Raw genomic sequence first — 20,075 nt, forward strand, 5'->3', positions numbered from 1 at the left:
CCTATCGTGTCCTGGGCGTGGGCACCAGGGCCCCCAGGCCGCGGGTGAGCGCCTCGACGAGGGCCCGGGCCGCGTCGCGCCGGGGGTCCAGGCTCGGGTCGTAGATGGTGACGTCCAGCCCCACGGCCAGTCCCGAGTCGACGAGCCGGGCGACCAGTTCCCCGAGCTCGGCCACGCGCAGGCCGTCGGGCTGGCGCGAGTCGACGGCGGGCATCACCGCGTCGTCCATGACGTCGGCGTCCAGGTGCATCCAGAAGCCGCGCACGCCGCGCTCCTTGAAGCGGGTGAGGGCGCGCTTCGCTCCGGCGGCGATTCCCTGCGCGCGCAGGACGTCCAGGTCCAGCCAGGCCATGCCCGTGTCGCGCGCGTCCTCCGCGCCGACCTTCTCACCCTGGCGCTCCGGGTCCCTGACGCCGAGCACGGCCACGTCCTCGTCGAGGACGAGGGGACCTCGGCCCTCCAGGTTCGACAGCAGGGCGGGGCCCCGGCCGGTGGAGAGCCAGAGGTCCATGCCCGCGGCGCCGCCGAGCTCGGAGGCCTCCGGCGGCCAGAAGTCGGTGTGTCCATCCATGAAGGCGAGCCCCGAGTGCGCGCCGGTGCGCTTCAGTCCCAGCAGGCACCCGAGCAGGATGCTGCAGTCTCCGCCCAGGACGAGCGGGAAGCGCCCGGCGCGCACGATGGCCTCGACGGCGTCCGCGAGTTGGAGGCTCAGCTCGGCGATGCCATGGGGGTTGAGGATGTGCGTCCGGGCGTCGCGCTGCTCCACATAGGGCCGGGGTGTCACGGTGTGCTCCACCTTCGCCTGGAGCTTGAGTCCCAGGCCCGCCTCCATCAGGGCCTCGGGAAGCAGGTCCACACGGGGAATCCGCCCGTCCGGACGGCTCAGACCCAGACCGGAGGGCACGGCGACGAGGGCGATGGGCGATGACATGGGCGCTCCCTGTTGATGGCCGGAAACCATCAAATTGATTTTAATGGTTTCAGTGAAGCTAGGGCGGAGGTGGCGCAGTTGCAACCGCCAAATTGCGATAGGGGGTTTCAGTTCGGATGCATGTTTATTCCCCGAATTTGTCGGCTTCTGCGCAAAGATCGTCCAGCCTCGGTGGAATCGAGACGCTCGACGGGGGCGCTCGGGAGTGAGACTGAAACATTGTGACGCGGGGCGTTGAGTTTGCTCGCTTCTCTCGGAGAGGGCCGTAACAATCCTGATACATGACCCTGCAACGCTCGATTCTCTCCTGGATGTTTGTCTCCCTCGTTGCTGTTGCCGCACTCTCTGCTTGTGATTCTGATGACAAGCCGTCGACGCCCGAAGTGGGCGACGACGCGGGGACCCCGCCGGACGCCGGCACCGTGCCCGATTCGGGCTCGGAACCCGACGCGGGCCTCGAGCCCGACGCCGGCACGGAGCCCGACGCTGGCACGGAGCCCGATGCGGGCGTGACGCCTGACCCGTTCACCACCTGCGAGGGGGCCTGCCGTGAGACCTCGGCCACCATCCGCATGGGCGACAACTCGCGCGTCCTGACCAACGCGTACTTCGGCTACACCGAGCCGGAGAGCCCGGACGGGTCGTGGACCCTGTGGATCGAGCTGAACAACGGGACCCCGGGCGAGTGCCCCTCGCCGGATTCGTCGGTGCCGGCTCAGCTCGTCAACGTCTACGACGTGAAGGTGCCCGTGGACGCGACGCCGCAGAGCGGTACGACCACGGAGGGGGAGCCGCGAGCGACGCTGGTCGACTTCGATGGCTCGCTCAGCCTCAACTGGTTCGACCACAGCTCGAGCTTCACCTTCACGCCCGTGGCGGCTTCCCTCTGCGCCACCTGCGCCAAGACCGGCGAGTTCCCCGCGTCACACTTCGTGGCGTTCGACGTGGATGCCGTCATGGAGGACGGCGCATTCACCGGCCATGGGTACGCCACCTACTGCCCGGCGCTCACCGAGCTGGTCGAGGAGTGACCTCAGGCCGGCTCACGGCGGCGTGAGTCGGTCCCGCCCGGGCACCCGAACTGGGTGCTTGGGCCGTTGTTCCCGTCCTCAGTGGGGCCTGGGCGGAATGGTGTCGAACCGGGGCGTCCCTTCCTCCAGTTCGTAGTAGTCGCCCTTGTTGGCCAGGTGGACGTGGAGCGCCACGCGCGTCCGCGTGGGCGTGTCGAACGCGCCCATGGCGATTCCAATCCAGTCGCGCTGGAGCGGGTCCCAGAACAGCGACGCGCCGCAGACCGAGCAGAACCCGCGCCGCGCCTTCTCCGAGGACTGGAACCAGCGGACCTGGTCCTGTCCCTCGAGGGTGACGGCCGAGCGGGGCACGTCCGTCGACACGAAGTAGTGCCCCGAGTGCTTGCGGCACTTCGTGCAATGACAGGCGTCGGGGGCGGGCAGCTCGCCCTCCACGGTGAAGCGGACCGCGCCGCACAAGCAGGAACCCCGATGCATGGATGACCTCGTCCGAAGGGTGGGGGCGGGGAGCCTGCGGCTTCAGCCGCGGACAGACAAGTGCAACCTTCCGGACGGCGCGCCAGCACGTCAAGACCATCGAGGGGCGGCGCGAGGGCGTGGGTCATGGTTGAAAAGTCCCTCTTGGCGCAGCCCGATGCGCGGCAGGGAACGCATGGCGCCCGCGCCGACTGGTGTTCGCCGCCCCGCGGACAAGACGCTCCTCGGACACCCCCGCCGTGAGGTCCCCACATGAGCAAGCTTTCGCTGGTCGTCGTCACGATGACGCTGGGCCTGAGTGCCTGCAGGGAGGATCCGGAGCCTCCCACTCCGCGTCCCCCCGAGGACCTGACGCAGGAGCACATGGAGACCCTGCGCTCCAACCCCATCGCGCTCTCCGCCTTCCTGCGCGACATGCCCAAGGGCGGCGACCTCCACAGCCACACCTCCGGCGCCATCACCATGGAGAAGCTCATCCAATGGGGCTCCGAGGACGGCGCCTGCGTCAACCCCACCACCTACGTGGCGAGCAACCCCTGTGAGCAGGGCGCGACGCCCCTGTCCAACACGGCGTCGGACCGGGCCCTCTATGACGCGGTGTTGGGCGCCTGGTCGATGGAGGGCTTCACCGGTCCGCTGCTGGAGGCGCACCAGCACTTCTTCGATGCCTTCGCCAAGTACGGCGCGGTGCAGACGGAGGCCCGGGGGGACGACATCTACGCGGACATCCTCTCCCGCGCGGGCCAGCACAACCAGGTCTACGTGGAGCTGATGCAGGGCTTCGGCGCGAGCACGGGGGGACGGCTCGCCGCGCCGCTGTTCTCGCCCACGGACCCCTGGGACGCGCCGACGCTGTTGGCCAAGCGCGAGCAGCTCATCGCCCTGCCGGACTTCCAGACGGCGCTGACCCGTCAGGCGGAGAGCATTGCCAGCTTCCTGGTGGGGAGCCGGCAGGTGATGGCCTGTGGCACGCCCCAGGCGGACCCGGGCTGCGACGTGGAGGTGCGGCTGCTGGTGTCGGCCAACCGCACGGCGGAGCGGGCCAACGTCTTCGGCCAGTGGGTGTATGCCTTCGAGCTGGCCCAGCGCGTGCCCCAGATTGTCGGCGTCAACCTGGTGTCACCCGAGGAGCACCCGAACTCGCTCGCGTACTACAACGACGAGATGTTCGCGCTGGGCACGCTGGATGACCACAATGACACCACGCCCGGCCGCAAGACGGTGCACGTCTCCCTGCACGCAGGCGAGCTGATTCCCGAGGTGCTCAAGCCCGAGGACCAGGGGCACCTGCGCTTCCACATCCGCAACGCCGTGAAGCTGGCGCACGCGGAGCGCATCGGCCACGGGGTGGACGTGTTGGGCGAGACGGACGGGGAGGGCGTCGACGCGCTCCTGCGCGACATGCGCGAGGCAGGCGTGCTGGTGGAGATCTGCCTGTCCTCGAACAACGTCCTGCTGGGCGTCAAGGGCACGGACCATCCGCTCTCCGCGTACCTGGTGGAGAAGGTGCCGGTGACGCTGGCGACGGATGACTCCGGCATCCTCCGGGGGGACATCACCCAGGAGTACGTCGCGGCGGCCACCGTCCAGGGGCTCGACTACAAGACGCTCAAGCAGCTGGCGCGCGCCAGCCTGGAGCACGCCTTCGTGGAGGGGGACAGCCTGTGGGCCCAGCGGGATGTCTTCACGGCCCGGGTGGCGGCCTGCGCCCAGGACGACGCGGGCGAGGCGGGCCCGTCCGCGTCGTGTCAGACCTTCCTGGGGGCCAACAAGCGCGCGGCGCTGCAGTGGCGCCTGGAGGCGCAGTTCACGAACTTCGAGGCGCGCTTCGCGAACTGATGCCGGAGCCGTGGTCGCGCGCGAGCAGTTGGCGCGACCACGGCTCATCTCAGGCGGGGCTCAGCAGTTCTGCTTGCAGGGAGGCGGCGGGCCGACGGGCGGCGGGCTGCCGGCGGGCGGCGTGCTGATGCTGCTGTGGCAGGTGTAGAGCTGCAGGTCATAACAGTACTGGCGGTAGTACTGGGCCGTCGGACCGGAGCCCGCCATGTACTGGGAGCAGTTCCAGAAGCTCCACTTGTACGGCGTCGCGGCCGGACAGCTCCCGTCCACCCATCCGCCGCTGCCGTAGTCGCGACACGCGCCCTGGTACGTCCCGACGCTGCACGCGTTCTGCTCCACCTGGCCCAGGTCCTCCGTCTCCGGAGCCACCTCGTCCATCGGCGTGCCACCACAGGCGATAATGCCCATGCACAGCGCTCCCAGGAACAACGGCCGCATGACTTGCTTCAACATGGATTGACCTCGTGGATTGTCAGCCCGCCGTGGCCGGGACCTCCCCGTCGGCGAGTGGAGGCCACCCTACGTTCCTCCCTGATTAACCGGGATTAAGCGCGATTAAATGTGGCGGAGGTTGGGTCAGCCCACCCGCCCGGGTGAGGGGGGGCGAGAGCCGGTCCTCCCAGTAGCGCAGCTCGGGGTAGACCTCCTGCAACAGGTATCGCCGGCTGCGGAAGTGCCAGTAGATGAAGCTCTTCAGGTAGTGCTCCACGTGCGCTCGCAGCTCCGGGGCGCGTGAGGACGCGGACTCCAGGATGGCGTGGTAGTTCCTCACCGTCGTGGCGAGCGTCTCCCGGTACACCTCCAGGTAAGGGCGCTTCTGCGTCTGGGATTGCTTGAACAGGTAGCAGTTCTCGAAGTCGAGCTGGGACTTCGCCTCCTTGTAGAAGGAGAAGACGTCGTTGGTGAATGCGATGAAGTCCCGCGCCGCCTCCAGGGTGTCCACCCAGAACAGCGGGTCGCGAGCGAAGCTCAGCCGCGCGTCGATGAACTGGAGGGACAGGTACCAGAACTCCGAGGAGCCGTTGTGGTCGCGGATGTACCGGACGCTGTGCGTGGTCCGCTGGGCACCGTGCCGGGCCACCAGCACCTCGAGCAGGGTTCCAAGGTGGTACTGGAAGAACAGGTTCTTGTAGAGACCCAGGAAGTCCGAGTCGCAAGAGTGACCCAGCTCCTCGAAGGAGAAGTCGACGTAGTCCATGAGCGCGGAGGGTGGGTGGGCCACCGCGCTCGCATGCTTGAGGGCCAGGAAGTGCTTCTCCGGGTTGTATTCCTTGTCGGGGTCGAACCACAGCACCAGGCTCCAGACGCGACTGATGGCCCGCCCCAACCTGGGGTCCTGGATGGGAATCGTGATGTGGCGCATGTACGTCATGGTCTGGATGAACTCCTCATCCATGTCCAGGCCACGGGCCAGCGCCTCCTGTCGGATGAAGCGGGTCTCCCGCTCGACCTCCGCCAGGTCGACCGCGGGCTCGAAGGCGGGGATGTTCCTCTCGCGGGAATCCCCCGGGACGGGGCCGATGAGGCGTATCAGCTTGCGCAGCTCCCCCGAGCGGAGGACGTTCTCCGCCTCTTCGCGAAAGCCCTGGTGTCTGATCTGTTCCAGTCTGGGATTGAGTTCGAGCTCGAGCATGTGCGGCCCCCACGTCCGGGTGTCGGGTGTGGATGTTCAAGCTAATGCGGTCGCGGCGGGCGGCAGCCGCGGGGCCCTTGGGTTGTGATTGGCCGCGTGGGCATGTTCAGTCCGCATCAGTGACATCGCCCTCGGATGCAGGAGTGCAGGGGGGCCCTTCGTCCTGCGGGCTCGTCTGCGGGCCCGAGGCGAAAGGCCGCGGCGGGAGCGTGTTTCAGGGCACGTCGAGTGCCTGGACTGCCGAGCGCAGCGCGTCCGGCAGCCAGTCCGGGTCTCCCCGGCGCAAGGCTGCGAGCCCGGCCTGGAAGTCCGCGCGCGCGCCGCCGACGTCGCCGAGCCGCACGCGGAGCAGGCCGCGCTCGTGGAGCAGCTCCGGGTCGATGTCCGCGCCCTGTTGCAGGGCGAGCGCGGCGGACAGGTCCTCCAGCGCCTCCGCGTGCATTCCCATGCGCGCGCGCACGGCGGCTCGTTGCTGGAGCAGCCAGGGATTGTCCTGGTCCTCGGCCAGCGCGAGCGTCCAGTCCTGCTCCGCGCGGGCGTCCTGTCCGAGCGCCTCCAGGGACTCGGCGCGCTTCATGTGCAGCACCAGCGCCTTGCGATAGCCGCCATCCACCAGCGCGTCGAAGTCCGCCACGGCCTCCGCATGGCGACCCAGCCGGGCGAGGCACAGCGCGCGGTGCAGCCGGGTCGTCCGGTGTCCAGGGGCCAGCTCCAGGACGCGCTCGAACCAGGGGAGCGCCTCGGCCGGAGCGCCGCCCCAGATGCCGAGCGTCATCGCCAGCTCCATCAGGACGATGCCCAGCCTCGGGTGCGCTTCGGCGAGCGCGCGCACCTGCGCGAGCGCGGAGGTGTACCGGCCCGTCCGTCGCAGTCGGTCGACCTGTCGGAGCTGCTCCGCCACCTCGGGAGGGCAGGGCTCCCGCCCGTTCCTCGCGGTGCCTCCGGTTCTCGCCGCGTCGACGGCCGTGGAGGCCTCCGCAGGCATGCGGGAGGCGCGCCCCTCGGAGGGGGGTGGCGTCGTCGCGGGGCTCCCTGGCCCGGGCGTTCCCCTTGGCGCGTCGTCTCTGTCGTCCCGCCCCGCCATGCCGGTGCTCAGCCTCCCTGGGGGAAGGCGCGGCAGGCGGCGTCGTAGTCGCGCCACCAGGCCTCGAGCACCTTCATGTCCGTGGCGCGCGGCTCGTCCCCCGGGCCCGCCATGTCCAGGTACGCGTGCAACAGCGGCCGGAAGTAGGGGTGGGCGCAGTGGTCGATGATGTCCGTGGCCCGGCGCCGGGGCGAGCGGATGTCCATGTTGCGCGCGTAGCCGTGCTCGGTGACGACGCACTTGATGTCGTGCTCCGTGTGGTCGATGTGCCGCACGTACGGCATCACGCAGCTCACCGTCCGCCCGTCCTTGAGCTTCCGCACCGACGGCGTGTGCACGATGCTCAGGTACGCGTTGCGGAAGAAGTCCCCGGAGCCGCCCAGCCCGTTGACGATGCGCGAGCCGTCGATGTGCGTCGAGTTCACGTGCCCGTAGATGTCCACCTCGATGGGCGTGTTCATCGCGATGACGAACAGCCGCGAGATGATTTCAGGGCTGTTCGACAGCCACATCGGCCGCAGCACCAGCCGCTCCTTGCACCGCTCGAACAGCTGCTGGAACCGCTGGCGCCCCTCGGCGGAGAAGGACACCGCCGTGGCGGACGCGTACTCGAACTTCGCGTCGTCCTCCACGTAGCGCAGCATCCCGTCCTGGAACACCTCGGTCCAGAAGCGGATCTTCTGGAACGGTGACTCGTACAGCTCCCCGATGATGGCGTTGGCCACGTTGCCCACGCCGGACTGGATGGGCGGCAGCCGCTTGCCCCACCCGAACTCCTCGCGGCAGCTCAACAGGAAGTCCACCACGTTGCGCGCGATGCGCTTGTCCGTGTCGTCCGCCGCCTTGAAGGGCACCGGGTGGTCCGGCGTCCTCGACTCCACCACCGCCACCACCTTGCCCAGGTCGAACTCCACGTACGGCGTGCCGATGCGGTCTCTCACGTTCAACAGCGGCAGCGGCCAGCCCACGTGCGGATGCACCGTGGGCACGACGATGTCGTGGAAGCCCGTGTAGTCCGGCGCGGACGTGTTCACCTCGAGGATGACTTTCTTCGCCTTCGCCAGCGCCTCCGCGCTGATGCCCACCGAGGACGTCAGGATGACGCTGCCGTTGGGGCGGATGCGCGACACCTCCACCACCGCCACGTCGATGTCGCCGTAGAACCCGTACATCAGGTTGCGCGCGAAGGCGGACAGGTGCACGTCCGTGAAGTCCATCTCCCCGGCGTGGATGCGCCGACGCGACGCGGACGAGGACATGTACGGCCCGCGCTTGCGGATGAAGGGCGCCATGGGGCCCTCCACGTCCTCGGACAGCGACGCCCCGGACAACAGCGTGAGCCGCGTCTGGGGCGCGGTGCGCGACAGGTGGAAGGCCAGCGCGGGGAAGAACGTCTTGGGCTCGCCCGACTTGGTGAAGCCGCTGATGGCCACCGTGTTCCCGTCGGTGACGTGCTTCACGGCCTCCTCGACGGGGACGACCCGGGCCAGGAGGTCGGCGTTCTGGATGCGGTCCTTCAGCGTGCTCGGAGCGGTCATGTTCAAGTCGGGAACCCCCGCGGAAGGCGGCGGGTCCGCGGTCGAAGATGTCACACCCGGGACGTCCTGCCATCCCTAGCGGAAGCCCGGCGGACGCCGCGTCCCGGTGTCCCCGGGCGCCTCCTCGGCCTTGAGCCTGGCGCCGGGTGAGAGCTCGAAGACGAGCCCGAACTGCCACTGGCTCAGCCGCTCCAGGAAGAGGATGTTGTACGAGTCCTGGCCGTACACGTAGCGGGTGAAGACGCCGAAGCCCGCGCCCCAGTAGGGCAGCGCGGCGAGCGCGCCGCTCACCGTCGCGCGCCGGTGGGGCGTCTCGCCGAAGGGCGCGGACACCGTCCCCTCGAGCCGGAAGCGGTGCTGGTGCCAGATGCGCTCGCCCAGCGCGCTCACGCCCCAGTTTCCCTTGCCGTAGACGCGCCTCTGGTCCTCGGTGATGCCGCCCGAGCCGATGGCCGTGTTCAGCTCCAGGAACGAGCCGCCGCCCACCAGCCACGCGCTGTCCAGGTCCGGGTCCACGCCGAACGCCACGCGCGCGTGCAGCTCCCCGCGCACGAAGTTGGTGGAGAAGCTGCCGGTCAGCTCGTTGAGCGGCAGCTCCCCCTGGGCCGGCGCGCAGTCGGGGTCCGTGCCCTCCTGGTTCGCGAAGAAGCAGCCGTCCTGGCCATTGGAGTAGTGGCCCACCGTGAGGTTCGCCGCGAGCGCGAGCCCCCGCATCGGACGGTCCTCCGCCAGCGAGCCCGGCAGCACGCGCAGGTGCGCCACCTGGAGCGTGATTTTCGGGACGTACGACGGCGGGATGACGGGGCTGCTGTCCGTGTTCAGCATCCGCAGCCGGATGTACGGCGTGAGCACCGCGGTGAGGAACCACTCGCCGTGCTCGCTCCGGAATCGGCCCGTGTGCAGCTGGGGCAGGAAGAGGTTCGGGGCAAGCTGCGCCTCGAACAGGAGCGGCGCCGGGGAGTCGGGATCTCCCTGCCGGCGGATGCGGTTGGGCGAGCCGAAGATGTAGCTGCGGTCCAGGAAGAGCGGGGCGGGGGTGTTGTACTCCACCTTCCAGTCCGCCCGGGCCCCGCCCGCCGCGAAGAGGAGCGCCAGCGCGAGGCCCCGCGAGGCACGGCCCCTGGGCTGGGCGAGGACGGTTCGCATCCGGCGGGTGTCTCCTGGCGACGAAGGCCCTCGAGGACGGAGGCCTGCACGCCTCCTCTAGCCGGCCCGGGGCCCCGTCCTCATCCGACCCGCCAGGTGTTTGTCGCGAGAAGGGAACAGGTGGACGGGTGGACGTGTTGGGCGCCGCGATTCCGTGCTTTGGTGCACAACCCACCCCATCCTCGGGAGACCTACACTTTCATGCGCAACCTCCTCATCGTCAGCGCGGGCGTGGCCGCGCTCGCCTCCACCGGATGCGCGACCTCCAAGGACGCCCGTCCCGAGGACGCCGCCACCTCCACCGCGGCCCCTGCCGCCCCTGCCCCCGAGGCCCCCGTGGCTCCCGCCAACCCCCTGCTGGCGAAGTGGAGCGGCCCCCATGGCGGCGTGCCCCCGTTCGACCAGGTGAAGGTGGAGCTGTTCAAGCCCGCCATCGAGGCGGCCATGGACACCTTCCGCAAGGAGCTGGCGACCATCGCGTCGAACCCGGAGGCCCCCACCTTCGAGAACACGCTGGCCGCGCTGGAGGACGCCGGCCGCGGCTTGAGCAACGTGGAGACGCTCTACGGCATCTGGGGCTCGTCCTTGAGCAGCCCCGAGTACCAGGCCGTGGAGCGCGAGCTCGCGCCGAAGTTCGCCGCGTTCGAGGATGAGATCTTCCAGAACGAGGCCCTCTTCCGCCGCATCGAGGCCGTCTACAACTCGCCCGACAAGGCGAAGCTGACGCCCGAGCAGCAGCGGCTCGCGTGGCTGCACCACACGCGCTTCGTGCGCTCCGGCGCCAAGCTGGACGGCGCCGCCAAGCAGCGCCTGGGCGCCATCAACCAGCGCCTGGCCTCGCTCTACACGGCCTTCAGCCAGCACGTGCTCGGCGACGAGGAGGCCTACACCGTCGTCCTGGAGTCCGAGGCGGACCTGGCGGGCCTGCCCGACTCCGTGCGCGCGGGCGCCGCCGCCGCGGCCGAGGCCCGGGGCCAGAAGGGCAAGTGGGTCATCACCAACACGCGCTCCTCCATGGAGCCGTTCCTCACGTACTCGTCCCGCCGGGATTTGCGCGAGAAGGTCTGGCGCAACTACGTCAACCGCGGCGACAACGGCGACGAGCGCGACAACAACGCCATCATCTCGGAGGTGCTCAAGCTGCGCGCCGAGCGCGCGAAGCTGCTCGGCTACGCCACGCACGCGCACTGGCGGCTGGAGAACGCCATGGCCCGCACGCCCGAGCGCGCCATGGAGCTGATGGAGGCGGTGTGGAAGCCCGCCGTGGCCCGCGTCCGCGAGGAGGTCGCGGACATGCAGAAGGTGGCCGACAAGGAGCGCGCGAAGCTCAAGATCGAGCCGTGGGACTACCGCTACTACGCGGAGAAGGTCCGCAAGGCGAAGTACGACCTGGACCAGAACGAGGTGAAGCCCTACCTCCAGCTGGAGAAGCTGCGCGAGGGCATGTTCTGGGTGGCCGGCGAGCTGTTCGGCTTCAGCTTCGAGCAGGTGACGGACGTGCCCGTCTTCCACGCCGACGTGCGGGTGTGGGAGGTGAAGGACAAGACGAGCGGCAAGCACGTGGGCCTGTGGTACTTCGACCCGTACGCGCGCAAGGGCAAGCGCTCGGGCGCGTGGATGAACGCGTACCGCGGCCAGGAGCGCTTCCGGGGTGAGGTGACGACCATCGTCTCCAACAACTCCAACTTCGTGAAGGCGGCGCCCGGCGAGGCGGTGCTCATCTCGTGGGAGGACGCGAGCACGCTGTTCCACGAGTTCGGCCACGCGCTGCACGGCCTGAGCTCGTCGGTGACGTACCCGTCGCTGTCCGGCACCGCCGTGGCGCGGGACTACGTGGAGTTCCCGTCGCAGCTCTTGGAGCACTGGCTGTCCACGCCCGAGGTGCTCAACACCTTCGCGCTGCACTACCAGACGGGCAAGCCCATCCCCCCGGCGCTGGTGGCGCGCATCGAGAAGGCGGCGACCTTCAACCAGGGCTTCGGCACGGTGGAGTACCTGTCCTCCGCGCTCATCGACATGAAGCTGCACCTGGCCGGCGACGCGAGCATCGACCCGGACGCGTTCGAGCGCGACACGCTCAAGGCGCTGGGCATGCCGAAGGAGATCGTGATGCGCCACCGCACGCCGCAGTTCGGCCACGTGTTCGCGGGCGACGGCTACTCGGCGGGCTACTACAGCTACCTGTGGTCCGACACGCTGACGGCGGACGCGTACGAGACCTTCACCGAGGGCAAGGGCGCCTACGACAAGGCCGTGGCGGAGAAGCTGCGCAAGAGCGTGTTCTCCGTGGGCAACACGGTGGACCCGGCCGAGGGCTACCGCGCCTTCCGAGGCCGCGACGCCGGCATCAACGCGCTGATGCGCAAGCGGGGCTTCCCGGTGCCCGCGCAGGCGAAGCAGTCCAAGTCCACGCCGTAGGCGGCGCGTGACGTCCAGGTGCGCGGGGGGATGACGCCTCGCGCACCTGGGGGCTCACGGGTCCAGGAAGGCGCGCTTCACCTCGAGCAGCAGCTCATCCTTCTTGCCCGCGGGCTGCAGGGGGCGGTGGCCCTGGTTGATGGTCCAGATGATGGTGCCGCCCAGTCCCTCGTCGCGCGCCCACTGGCCCTTCACCGCGACCGACTGCCCGTCCTCGTACGAGACGTAGTTGCAGTGGCCCGCGCCGGTGACGTCGGAGGCGGACAGGTAGGGCGAGGCCGCGCGCTCGTCCCAGTGCCGCTTCATCAGCGGGTCCTGGAGGTACTTGTCCACGATGTTGGCGTAGCTCATGGCGTTGTCGCTCTGGCCCTCGTTGACGTCGGGCCGGCCGTCCAGGGGGATGCGCGGCTGGGTCACGCCCTGCCAGCACGTGCCGAAGAAGCCGATGCCCACGCCCAGCCGTCCGCGCGGCACGCCCGCCCGGATGTAGCCCGCCACGGAGTTGGCGACGGAGCTGGGGCGGTTCTGCGCCTCGTCCCAGAGGGGGCTGGAGTGCCAGCTCTCCCAGCCGCCCCAGTGGCCGCTCATCTTGTAGGACATGATGTTGAGCTGGTCGACGCGGGAGCCCAGCTCCTTCATGAACTTCGCCTCGTGCTCCGGCATCCCGAAGTTGGAGTTGAGCCAGTTCACCGGCACCGTGAGGATGATGTCCGGACGGGCCGCGCGCAGCTCGTCGATGAGCGCCAGGAGCAGCTCCCCGTCGTTGCCCGCGGGCGGCAGGTTGATGGGCTCCCAGTCCAGGTCCAGCCCCATGTAGCCCAGCTCATCCATCGTCTTGAGCAGCTCGCGCACGAAGACGATGCGGCTCTCACCCGTGGACGCCAGCACGAAGCCGTCGTGCTCGCCGAAGCCACCAATCATGAGCAGCGGTATCTTCCCCGCGGCCTTCGCCCGGGCGGACAGCGTCCGGGCGATGGCGGGGCCCTCCAGGTCGGAGACGTCGAAGTCCGTGAACAGCGTCCCGTCGAAGCGGGGGCGCACGCGGCCCACCATGATGTGCGTCATCCCCGAGAAGTCCACCGAGTCGGGCGGGTAGGAGCGGTGCTGGTAGCCCACGTAGTAGCCGGACACCCAGCTCGCCGGCGCGCCGCCGGGCTTGGGCGTCACCGGACCGACCTGCGCACCCGGACCCTCGCCCACGTCGTTGACGGCCCTCACCGTGACGGTGTGCGGCTTGCCGTTGGGCAGCCCCGGGACGTTCGCGCTCCCGGCCTTGACGTCCACCGTCACCGAGTGTCCCCCGGGCTCGGCGGTGACGAGGTAGTGCTTGAGCGCGCGTCCGCCGAAGCTCGCCGGCGCCAGCCAGCTGACGAACACCGCGCCGTTGCCCGGCGTCGCCCTCACCGAGCGCGGCTGACCCGGCGTCGTGGGGTTGGGGATGGACATGCCCGGCTGGGGCACCACCGGCACCGACGGCAAGGAAGCGTCGCCCTCGCCCCGCGCGTTCACCCCGGAGACCTTGAACAGGTACTTGAAGCCGTTGTTGAGCCCCAGCACCGTGGCCTGGCGCTCGCTCGCGCTGACGATGGCGCCGCCGCAGGCCGGGTCGCACCGCACCACGTAGTACAGCAGGGGGTGGCCGCCATCGCTCGTCGGCGGCGTCCACGTCACCAGCGCCTGGGCGTCCGCCGCCTGCGCCTCCACGTCCGAGGGCGCCCCGGGCAGCCCCGGCCCCTCCTCACCCTTTCCGCATCCCCCGAGCAGCACCCCCGCTACGAGAAGGCACCACCACTGCGTCACGAGTCGAGTCTTCACCTGCGCACCTCTTCGAACTGGCACAGATAATACGGGGAAGTCCGACATCCCTGCGTTGAAATAGTGTGGCAATACTGCATCTGCTCGACGAGCGACAAGGTGGTCGCGTCTGTCTCGGGTTCTGGGAAAACGCTAGGGAGGGTGCGGGCCGTTCCCGCGTCGTTGGAGGCGGCCTTTGCTACGGTGGCCGCTTCCATCCATGAAACGACTGCTCCTGTCCATGGCCCTCGCGGCCAGTGTCCTCGTCCTGGTGCTGGTGGTGCGGACGCTGTCCTTCACCTCGCGGCAGGTGGCGCCGGCGGCGATGGAACCCCTGACGGTGGACGCGGACGCCGCGGCGGCGCGCCTGGCCGGAGCGCTGCGGCTCAAGACGGTGGCGGCGTCGGAGGGCGTGCCCGCGGAGGACGCGGCCTTCGCGGGGCTGCATGCCTACCTGGCCGAGCACTTCCCGCGCGTGCACGCGGAGCTGAAGCGCGAGCCAGTGGGGACGCACTCGCTGCTCTACACGTGGCCGGGGACGGACGCGTCGCTTCCTCCCATGTTGCTCGTGGGGCACCTGGACGTGGTGCCGGTGGCCCCCGGGACGGAGGAGTCCTGGGCGCACCCGCCGTTCGCCGGCGTGGTGGCGGACGGGTTCGTGTGGGGGCGCGGCGCGCTGGATGACAAGAGCAGCGTGCTGGCGCAGTTGGAGGCGGTGGAGGCGCTGCTCGCCGCGGGGGAGAAGCCCCGGCGCACGGTGATGTTCGCGTTCGGCGGGGACGAGGAGGTGGGGGGCCTGAAGGGCGCTGTGGCCATCGCGGCGCTCTTGAAGGAGCGGGGCGTGCGGCTGGAGTCCGTGCTCGACGAGGGCGGCGTCATCATGTCCGGGACGGTGCCCGGGGTGAGCGCCCCGGTGGCGCTGGTGGGCACGTCCGAGAAGGGCTTCACCAGCGTGGAGCTGAAGGTGAAGGGGGAGGGAGGGCACTCGTCCATGCCGCCGCCGCGCAGCGCCGTGGGGGTGTTGGCCCGCGCGGTGGCGAAGGTGGAGGACTCGCCCATGCCCGCCCGGCTCGAGGGCGGCAGCCGCGAGCTGTTCCTGCGCGTGGGCCCGGAGATGCCCTTCGGCATGCGGCTGCTCTTCGCCAACCTGTGGCTCACCGAGCCGCTCGTGGTGCGCCAGCTCACCCAGAAGCCCACCACCAACGCCGCGGTGCGCACCACCACCGCGGTGACGATGTTCCAGGGCGGCGTGCGCGACAACGTGCTGCCCACCAGCGCCCGCGCGGTGGTGAACTTCCGCATCCTGCCTGGCGACAGCGTGGACGGAGTGCTCGCGCACGTGCGCTCGGTGGTGGATGACTCGCGCGTGGAGCTGGGCACGCTGGCGTTCCAGAGCGAGCCGTCCCCCGTGTCGCGCACGGACACGGAGGCCTTCAGCCACCTGGAGCGCACGCTGCGGCAGGTGTTCCCGGAGGTGGTGGTGTCCTCCTACCTCAACGTCGCCGCCACCGACTCGCGCCACTACGTGGGGCTGAGCGACAACGTCTTCCGCTTCTTCCCCGTGCACCTGCGCGCCGAGGACCTGGCGCGCGTGCATGGCAAGGACGAGCGCATCGCCGTGACGGCGCATGCCCAGGCCGTGCGCTTCTACGCGCAATACCTCCGCAACGCCGCGCGCTGAGACATGGCTGAGACAGGCCCTCCCCTCGGTGGGGGCCTGTATCGCGACATGGACGCGGATGTGTGTCCGAGACACGAAATCAGGCGATTCAGTCCGCTCTTCCTGCACATCTGCGCAATTCCTGCATTTTCACGCGCTGTGCGGGAGTGAGAAATCGCAACCGCGTTGACACGCACCGCGCGCACTTCCAGCATCGGGGGTCATGGTGACCGTCCCCTCTGCTGGAAAGCGCCTCGCGGGTCTCGTACTCGCCTCTCTTCTCTTCTCGTTGATCGCATCCTCATGTGGAGGCGGTGGTGGTGATGGCAAGCCGGATGGCGGCGGTGGCGGCAATGACGATGCCGGCCCCACCCAGCCGTGTGACGGAGGCACGTGTCCCGTCGAGAACTGCGGCAACGGCACCCTCCAGTCCGGGGAGACGTGCGACGACCGCAACCAGGTGAGCGGCGACGGGTGCTCGGCCACGTGCACCCTCGAGGAGGGCTGGGCGTGCAACACGCCGGGCGAGCCGTGCGTGAAGGTGGTCGGGTGCGGCAACGGCAAGGTGGAGGCGGGCGAGCAGTGTGACGACCGCAACGTGTCCAGCGGCGACGGCTGCAGCGAGACGTGCACCGTGGAGCAGGGCTGGAACTGCCCGTCGGCGGGTGGCCGCTGCCACGCCGCGCAGTGCAACGACGGCTTCAAGGTGGGCGAGGAGGAGTGCGAGGACGGCAACACCAATAACGGTGATGGTTGCACCGCGGAGTGCCGCCTGGAGGAGGGCTGGAAGTGCCCGACGGTGGGCGCGGCCTGCTCGAAGACGACCTGTGGCGACAACATCGTCGAGGGCACCGAGGAGTGCGACGACGGCAACAAGGACATGGGCGATGGCTGCTCGGCGGCGTGCAAGCGCGAGCCGCGGTGCCAGAACGGCCAGTGCCAGGCGACGTGCGGCGACGGCATCATCCTGCCCAACGACACCTCCGAGGAGTGCGACGACGGCAACGCCCGCTCGGGCGACGGCTGCTCGGCCACGTGCAAGCTGGAGACGGGCTACGTGTGCCAGGTGGTCCAGACGGATCCCCCGGCCTCGCTCGACCTGTCCGCCGTCTTCCGCGACTTCCGCGGGTATGACCTGCCGGCGGATGGCGCGCTGCCGCGCGGCCACATCGACTTCGAGAACGGGAACGCCGGCGAGCGCGGCATCGTGAAGGCGCAGCTGGCCACGACGCTGGAGGGCATCCCGGGCAAGACGTTCCCGGGTGGCAAGCCGGAGTACGCCAAGACGGGGCAGTCGTCCGCCACCACCCACGGCGCGACCGCCTTCCACCAGTGGTACACGGACCACGCGAACATCAACAAGACCATCGTCGGGACGCTCAAGCTCAACCGCCAGGCGGGTGGCTCGTACGTGTTCGACAGCGACCGGTTCTTCCCGCTGACGAACCACCCGGACAGCTGGGTGGCCGCGGGCAAGGAGCCGCTGCGCGGCGACAACGGACAGCCCTCCCAGCAGCACAACTTCAGCTTCACGAGCGAGGTCCGGTACTGGTTCCAGTACAAGGGCACCGAGGTGCTGCTGTTCCGCGGTGACGACGACGTGTGGGTCTTCATCAACGGCAAGCTCGCGCTGGACCTGGGCGGCGTCCACGGTCCGGAGAACGGCACCGTCACGGTGTCGCAGCAGGCCGCGGCCCTGGGCCTGACGGTGGGTGGCATCTACGAGGTCGTGGTGTTCCAGGCCGAGCGCCACACCTCCGGCTCGTCGTACCGGCTGACGCTCAACAACTTCGAGACCCGTCGCACGGTGTGCAACGCCACGTGCGGCAACGGCGAGGTGGACGAGGGCGAGGAGTGCGACGACTTCGTCAACGCCGGTGGCTACGGCAAGTGCGCGCCCGGCTGCGTCTGGGGTCCGCGCTGCGGCGACGGCATCCCGCAGACGGCGCCTCCGGCCAACGAGGAGTGCGACGACGGCAACACCACCAGCGGCGACGGCTGCAGCGCCACGTGCAAGTCGGAGATCGGCTGAGTCGTCCGACGTGACGGGCCGCTCCGGGCGCGAGTGCCCCGGAGCGGCTCACCGCCTCGCGGAAGAAGCTCCCGCGAGGCGGCTGTCGCCGGGGGCGAGTCGTCCCCAAGGCCCTGGGGCCGGGATGACCGCGCCGCCCGGTGGGGAAGCAGGCAGGCCCGTGCTCCCAAGTGGGATGCTCACGCGAGGCCGTCTGGTATCTTCGCGCCCGACTTCATGGCGCCCTCCGTCCTCTTCCGTCTGTCGCTGCTGCTGTCGCTGGTGCTGGCCGTCCCGGCCGGGGCCGCGAGCGCGCGGAGCACACCGCCTCCCGCCGACGAGGTGATGGGCGTGCTGCGGCGGGTGGAGACGGCGCGGGTGCGTGGGACGCTGCGCGTGCTCGACAGCGAGTTCGAGGAGCTGACGCGCGCCCAGCCCAGGAGCGTGATGCCGCGCGTGTACCGCGCCTGGCTCGCGTTCCCCGCGGACACCAGCTGGAACGAGCTCAAGGCCCTGTCCTCGCTGGAGCCGGAGAACCCCTGGCCGCACCTGGGCATGGGGCTCATCTACATCCGCTGGGGGCTCCTGTCGGAGGCGCGCGCGCCGCTGGCCGCCGCCCGGCGCGTGTCCCCCGACTTCGCGCCCGCCCTGTGGGGGGAGGGGCTGCTGCTCCAGGCGGAGGGCAAGCCCGCGGAGGCCGAGGCGCGGCTGCGCGAGTCGCTCTCCAGGCTGGACGCGCCCCAGGCCCGCACGGCGCTGGGGCTGCTGCTGGCCGCGAGCCCGGGGCGCGAGGCCGAGGCCCGCGCGGAGCTGACGCGCTCGGTGGAGGCGTGGCCGGAGCAGCCCGAGGCCCTGCGCAAGCTCGCCTCGCTGGCCCAGGCGGCCAAGGACGTGCGCGCGGCCGCGACGGCGGGCGAGAAGCTGGTCGCGCTCAAGCCCGCGGACCGCGAGGCGCACCGGCTCCAGGCGGAGCTGTGGCTGTCCGCGTCGGAGAAGGACAAGGCCGCGCGCTCGCTGGAGCGCTACGTGGAGCTGGGCGGCGCGGACGTGGCGCCCCTGGCGCTGCGCGCGCGCGTGTACGCGGAGCTGGGGCGCGCGGCGGACGAGGAGAAGGCGCTCGCGCGGCTCATCGAGGTGGAGCTCAAGGACCCCGAGCCCCTGCTGCGGCTGTCCGAGCTGGCCGAAGCGCGCGGGGATGCGGCCGCGAGCGAGGCCTTCCTGGTGAGCGCCTCGGAGCGGGCGCCGGCGCGCTCGGACATCCACGTGCGCCGCGCGCGGCTGTGTCTCAATCAGGAGCGCTGGCGGGAGGCCCTGGTGTCCTACCGCGCCGCGCTCGCCGCGCCCGAGCGCAAGGTGCCCGAGGCCGAGGCGGAGACGGCCGAGCTGGTGCGGCGCTTCCGGCTGCCCGCGACGCCCGCCAAGGGGGTGCCGGATAGAATCTACGCCCGCGTGTCCCTGGGCCTGGTCGCCATCTACATGGAGCGGCTCAAGGAGTCACCGGAGCTCAAGGGCAACCTGAAGCTCCAGGTGCAGGTGGACGAGACGGGCAAGGCCACGCAGGTGAAGGTCCTCTACGACAGCCTGGAGGACCCGCTCGTCGCCGGCCACGCCTACTTCGCCTTCCTGGACGCGCAGTACCCGCCCGCGAAGGACGAGCCCATCTTCCAGTACGTCTTCCGGCCGCCGAAGTAGCCGCCGGAAGACGCGGGCCTGGAATCAGGGCGCCACTCACTCGTCGTCGTTCATGCCGCTGCCGCCGTAGCCCTGCGAGGAGCCGCGGGCCTTCTCGAAGTCGGCGCGGGCCTGGCGCTCCTCACCCAGGCGCACGTCCACCTGGCGCTGGGCCTCCTCCGTCTTGCGCTGGGCGTCGGCCACCGCGCGGGTGAACTCGGCGTCGGACATCTCCTTGGCGCGCACGTCATCGCTGTTCTTCAGCGCCTGCAGCTCCGCCTGGCGCAGCTGGGCCTCGGACAGCTCCAGCTCCGCCTGGCGCAAGTCCTTGCGGGCCTTCTGCGTCTCCACGGCGCGCTGGCGCCAGGCCGTCTGGGCGCGGGCCGCCTGGAGCTTCGCCTCGGTGGTCCTCAGGTCCTTCTGGGCCCGGGTGATGTTGGCTTGCTGACCGGTGGCGCGGGCGGCCTCGAGCGCCGTCTGGTTCGCCTCGTGGGAGAGCTTGGCCGCCTCCTCGTTGCGCCGGGAGACCTCCACCGCGCGCTCGGCGTCCTTCACCGCCACGTCGGCGCGGGTGACCTCGTCCTGGGCCTTGGTGCGCTCGGACTGGGCGTTGCGGACGTCGCCGAGCTGGCTCTCGGGGACGCGCGCCAGCCAGGACTCGTCCACCTGCTTCTTCGCGGACTTGGATGAGCTGCACCCGCCGAGCACCAGCGCCGTCCCCAACACCACTCCCGCCAGAACCCGATGCTTCCTCGTCGACTGGAACATGAATTCCTCCTGACCGTGCGTATCGTCGCTTGCTCGACACGGTAGGCACTCGGCGACGGCGAGGCAGGAGGCAC

Annotated in this window: 15 protein-coding genes; 6 read left to right on the forward strand and 9 right to left on the reverse strand. The window is 70.1% G+C overall.

Going from position 1 to position 20,075, the window contains the following annotated elements:
* Position 1: 1 nt before the first annotated feature.
* Positions 2 to 931, reverse strand: a complete 930-nt coding sequence (locus K8625_RS34530; protein ID WP_223751250.1) for an arginase family protein — start codon at positions 929 to 931, stop codon at positions 2 to 4.
* Positions 932 to 1,242: 311 nt separating this feature from the next.
* On the opposite strand from K8625_RS34530, the gene K8625_RS34535 reads away from it, so the two are divergent.
* Positions 1,243 to 1,962: a hypothetical protein gene (locus K8625_RS34535; protein ID WP_223785079.1), complete on the forward strand. Its 720-nt coding sequence runs from the start codon at positions 1,243 to 1,245 to the stop codon at positions 1,960 to 1,962.
* Between the two features lie 78 nt (positions 1,963 to 2,040).
* Here the strand turns inward: K8625_RS34535 and K8625_RS34540 are convergent, their stop codons facing one another.
* Positions 2,041 to 2,439: a GFA family protein gene (locus tag K8625_RS34540; protein ID WP_223751252.1), complete on the reverse strand. Its 399-nt coding sequence runs from the start codon at positions 2,437 to 2,439 to the stop codon at positions 2,041 to 2,043.
* A 252-nt stretch (positions 2,440 to 2,691) separates the two neighbouring features.
* Between K8625_RS34540 and K8625_RS34545 the strand changes: the two genes are divergently transcribed.
* Positions 2,692 to 4,278 (forward strand): adenosine deaminase, encoded by a 1,587-nt coding sequence (locus tag K8625_RS34545; RefSeq protein ID WP_223785080.1) that lies wholly within the window; start codon positions 2,692 to 2,694, stop codon positions 4,276 to 4,278.
* Between the two features lie 60 nt (positions 4,279 to 4,338).
* On the opposite strand, the gene K8625_RS34550 is transcribed toward K8625_RS34545, so the two are convergent.
* The 5 genes from K8625_RS34550 to K8625_RS34570 form a co-directional block, all read right to left on the reverse strand.
* Positions 4,339 to 4,731 (reverse strand): hypothetical protein, encoded by a 393-nt coding sequence (locus tag K8625_RS34550; protein WP_223751254.1) that lies wholly within the window; start codon positions 4,729 to 4,731, stop codon positions 4,339 to 4,341.
* A gap of 82 nt (positions 4,732 to 4,813) precedes the next feature.
* The gene (locus tag K8625_RS34555) at positions 4,814 to 5,911 is read right to left on the reverse strand and encodes a hypothetical protein (protein ID WP_223785081.1); all 1,098 of its coding nucleotides are present in this window, start codon (positions 5,909 to 5,911) and stop codon (positions 4,814 to 4,816) included.
* Positions 5,912 to 6,125: 214 nt separating this feature from the next.
* A complete protein-coding gene (locus K8625_RS34560) occupies positions 6,126 to 6,896 on the reverse strand; it encodes a tetratricopeptide repeat protein (RefSeq protein ID WP_141330097.1) in 771 nt (256 codons plus the stop codon).
* Positions 6,897 to 7,003: 107 nt separating this feature from the next.
* Positions 7,004 to 8,533: an acetyl-CoA hydrolase/transferase C-terminal domain-containing protein gene (locus K8625_RS34565; protein WP_223751257.1), complete on the reverse strand. Its 1,530-nt coding sequence runs from the start codon at positions 8,531 to 8,533 to the stop codon at positions 7,004 to 7,006.
* Positions 8,534 to 8,608: 75 nt separating this feature from the next.
* Positions 8,609 to 9,679: a hypothetical protein gene (locus K8625_RS34570; RefSeq protein WP_223785082.1), complete on the reverse strand. Its 1,071-nt coding sequence runs from the start codon at positions 9,677 to 9,679 to the stop codon at positions 8,609 to 8,611.
* Between the two features lie 201 nt (positions 9,680 to 9,880).
* Here K8625_RS34570 and K8625_RS34575 point away from each other — a divergent pair, with 201 nt between their 5' ends.
* Positions 9,881 to 12,097, forward strand: a complete 2,217-nt coding sequence (locus K8625_RS34575) for a M3 family metallopeptidase (protein WP_223751259.1) — start codon at positions 9,881 to 9,883, stop codon at positions 12,095 to 12,097.
* A gap of 54 nt (positions 12,098 to 12,151) precedes the next feature.
* Here K8625_RS34575 and K8625_RS34580 read toward each other — a convergent pair whose 3' ends face one another.
* Positions 12,152 to 13,912: a glycosyl hydrolase family 18 protein gene (locus K8625_RS34580; RefSeq protein WP_223785083.1), complete on the reverse strand. Its 1,761-nt coding sequence runs from the start codon at positions 13,910 to 13,912 to the stop codon at positions 12,152 to 12,154.
* Positions 13,913 to 14,111: 199 nt separating this feature from the next.
* On the opposite strand from K8625_RS34580, the gene K8625_RS34585 reads away from it, so the two are divergent.
* The 3 genes from K8625_RS34585 (at position 14,112) to K8625_RS34595 (ending at position 19,254) form a co-directional block, all read left to right on the forward strand.
* The gene (locus tag K8625_RS34585; RefSeq protein ID WP_223785084.1) at positions 14,112 to 15,572 is read left to right on the forward strand and encodes a M20 family peptidase; all 1,461 of its coding nucleotides are present in this window, start codon (positions 14,112 to 14,114) and stop codon (positions 15,570 to 15,572) included.
* Positions 15,573 to 15,774: 202 nt separating this feature from the next.
* A complete protein-coding gene (locus tag K8625_RS34590; protein ID WP_223751262.1) occupies positions 15,775 to 17,583 on the forward strand; it encodes a DUF4215 domain-containing protein in 1,809 nt (602 codons plus the stop codon).
* 216 nt (positions 17,584 to 17,799) lie between these two features.
* A complete protein-coding gene (locus tag K8625_RS34595; RefSeq protein ID WP_223785085.1) occupies positions 17,800 to 19,254 on the forward strand; it encodes a hypothetical protein in 1,455 nt (484 codons plus the stop codon).
* A gap of 36 nt (positions 19,255 to 19,290) precedes the next feature.
* Here the strand turns inward: K8625_RS34595 and K8625_RS34600 are convergent, their stop codons facing one another.
* Positions 19,291 to 20,001: a hypothetical protein gene (locus K8625_RS34600; protein WP_223785086.1), complete on the reverse strand. Its 711-nt coding sequence runs from the start codon at positions 19,999 to 20,001 to the stop codon at positions 19,291 to 19,293.
* Between the last annotated feature and the right edge of the window lie 74 nt (positions 20,002 to 20,075).

Source organism: Myxococcus sp. AS-1-15 (genome assembly GCF_020037055.1).
GTDB lineage: Bacteria > Myxococcota > Myxococcia > Myxococcales > Myxococcaceae > Myxococcus > Myxococcus fulvus.

Coding starts and splice junctions, on each gene's coding strand:
- K8625_RS34575 (WP_223751259.1), top strand. CDS start 9,881: ATGCGCAACCTCCTCATCGTCAGCGCGGGCGTGGCCGCGCTCGCCTCC.
- K8625_RS34530 (WP_223751250.1), bottom strand. CDS start 931: ATGTCATCGCCCATCGCCCTCGTCGCCGTGCCCTCCGGTCTGGGTCTG.
- K8625_RS34570 (WP_223785082.1), bottom strand. CDS start 9,679: ATGCGAACCGTCCTCGCCCAGCCCAGGGGCCGTGCCTCGCGGGGCCTC.
- K8625_RS34545 (WP_223785080.1), top strand. CDS start 2,692: ATGAGCAAGCTTTCGCTGGTCGTCGTCACGATGACGCTGGGCCTGAGT.
- K8625_RS34535 (WP_223785079.1), top strand. CDS start 1,243: ATGTTTGTCTCCCTCGTTGCTGTTGCCGCACTCTCTGCTTGTGATTCT.
- K8625_RS34565 (WP_223751257.1), bottom strand. CDS start 8,533: ATGACCGCTCCGAGCACGCTGAAGGACCGCATCCAGAACGCCGACCTC.
- K8625_RS34550 (WP_223751254.1), bottom strand. CDS start 4,731: ATGTTGAAGCAAGTCATGCGGCCGTTGTTCCTGGGAGCGCTGTGCATG.
- K8625_RS34555 (WP_223785081.1), bottom strand. CDS start 5,911: ATGCTCGAGCTCGAACTCAATCCCAGACTGGAACAGATCAGACACCAG.
- K8625_RS34540 (WP_223751252.1), bottom strand. CDS start 2,439: ATGCATCGGGGTTCCTGCTTGTGCGGCGCGGTCCGCTTCACCGTGGAG.
- K8625_RS34600 (WP_223785086.1), bottom strand. CDS start 20,001: ATGTTCCAGTCGACGAGGAAGCATCGGGTTCTGGCGGGAGTGGTGTTG.
- K8625_RS34585 (WP_223785084.1), top strand. CDS start 14,112: ATGAAACGACTGCTCCTGTCCATGGCCCTCGCGGCCAGTGTCCTCGTC.
- K8625_RS34595 (WP_223785085.1), top strand. CDS start 17,800: ATGGCGCCCTCCGTCCTCTTCCGTCTGTCGCTGCTGCTGTCGCTGGTG.
- K8625_RS34590 (WP_223751262.1), top strand. CDS start 15,775: ATGGTGACCGTCCCCTCTGCTGGAAAGCGCCTCGCGGGTCTCGTACTC.
- K8625_RS34560 (WP_141330097.1), bottom strand. CDS start 6,896: ATGCCTGCGGAGGCCTCCACGGCCGTCGACGCGGCGAGAACCGGAGGC.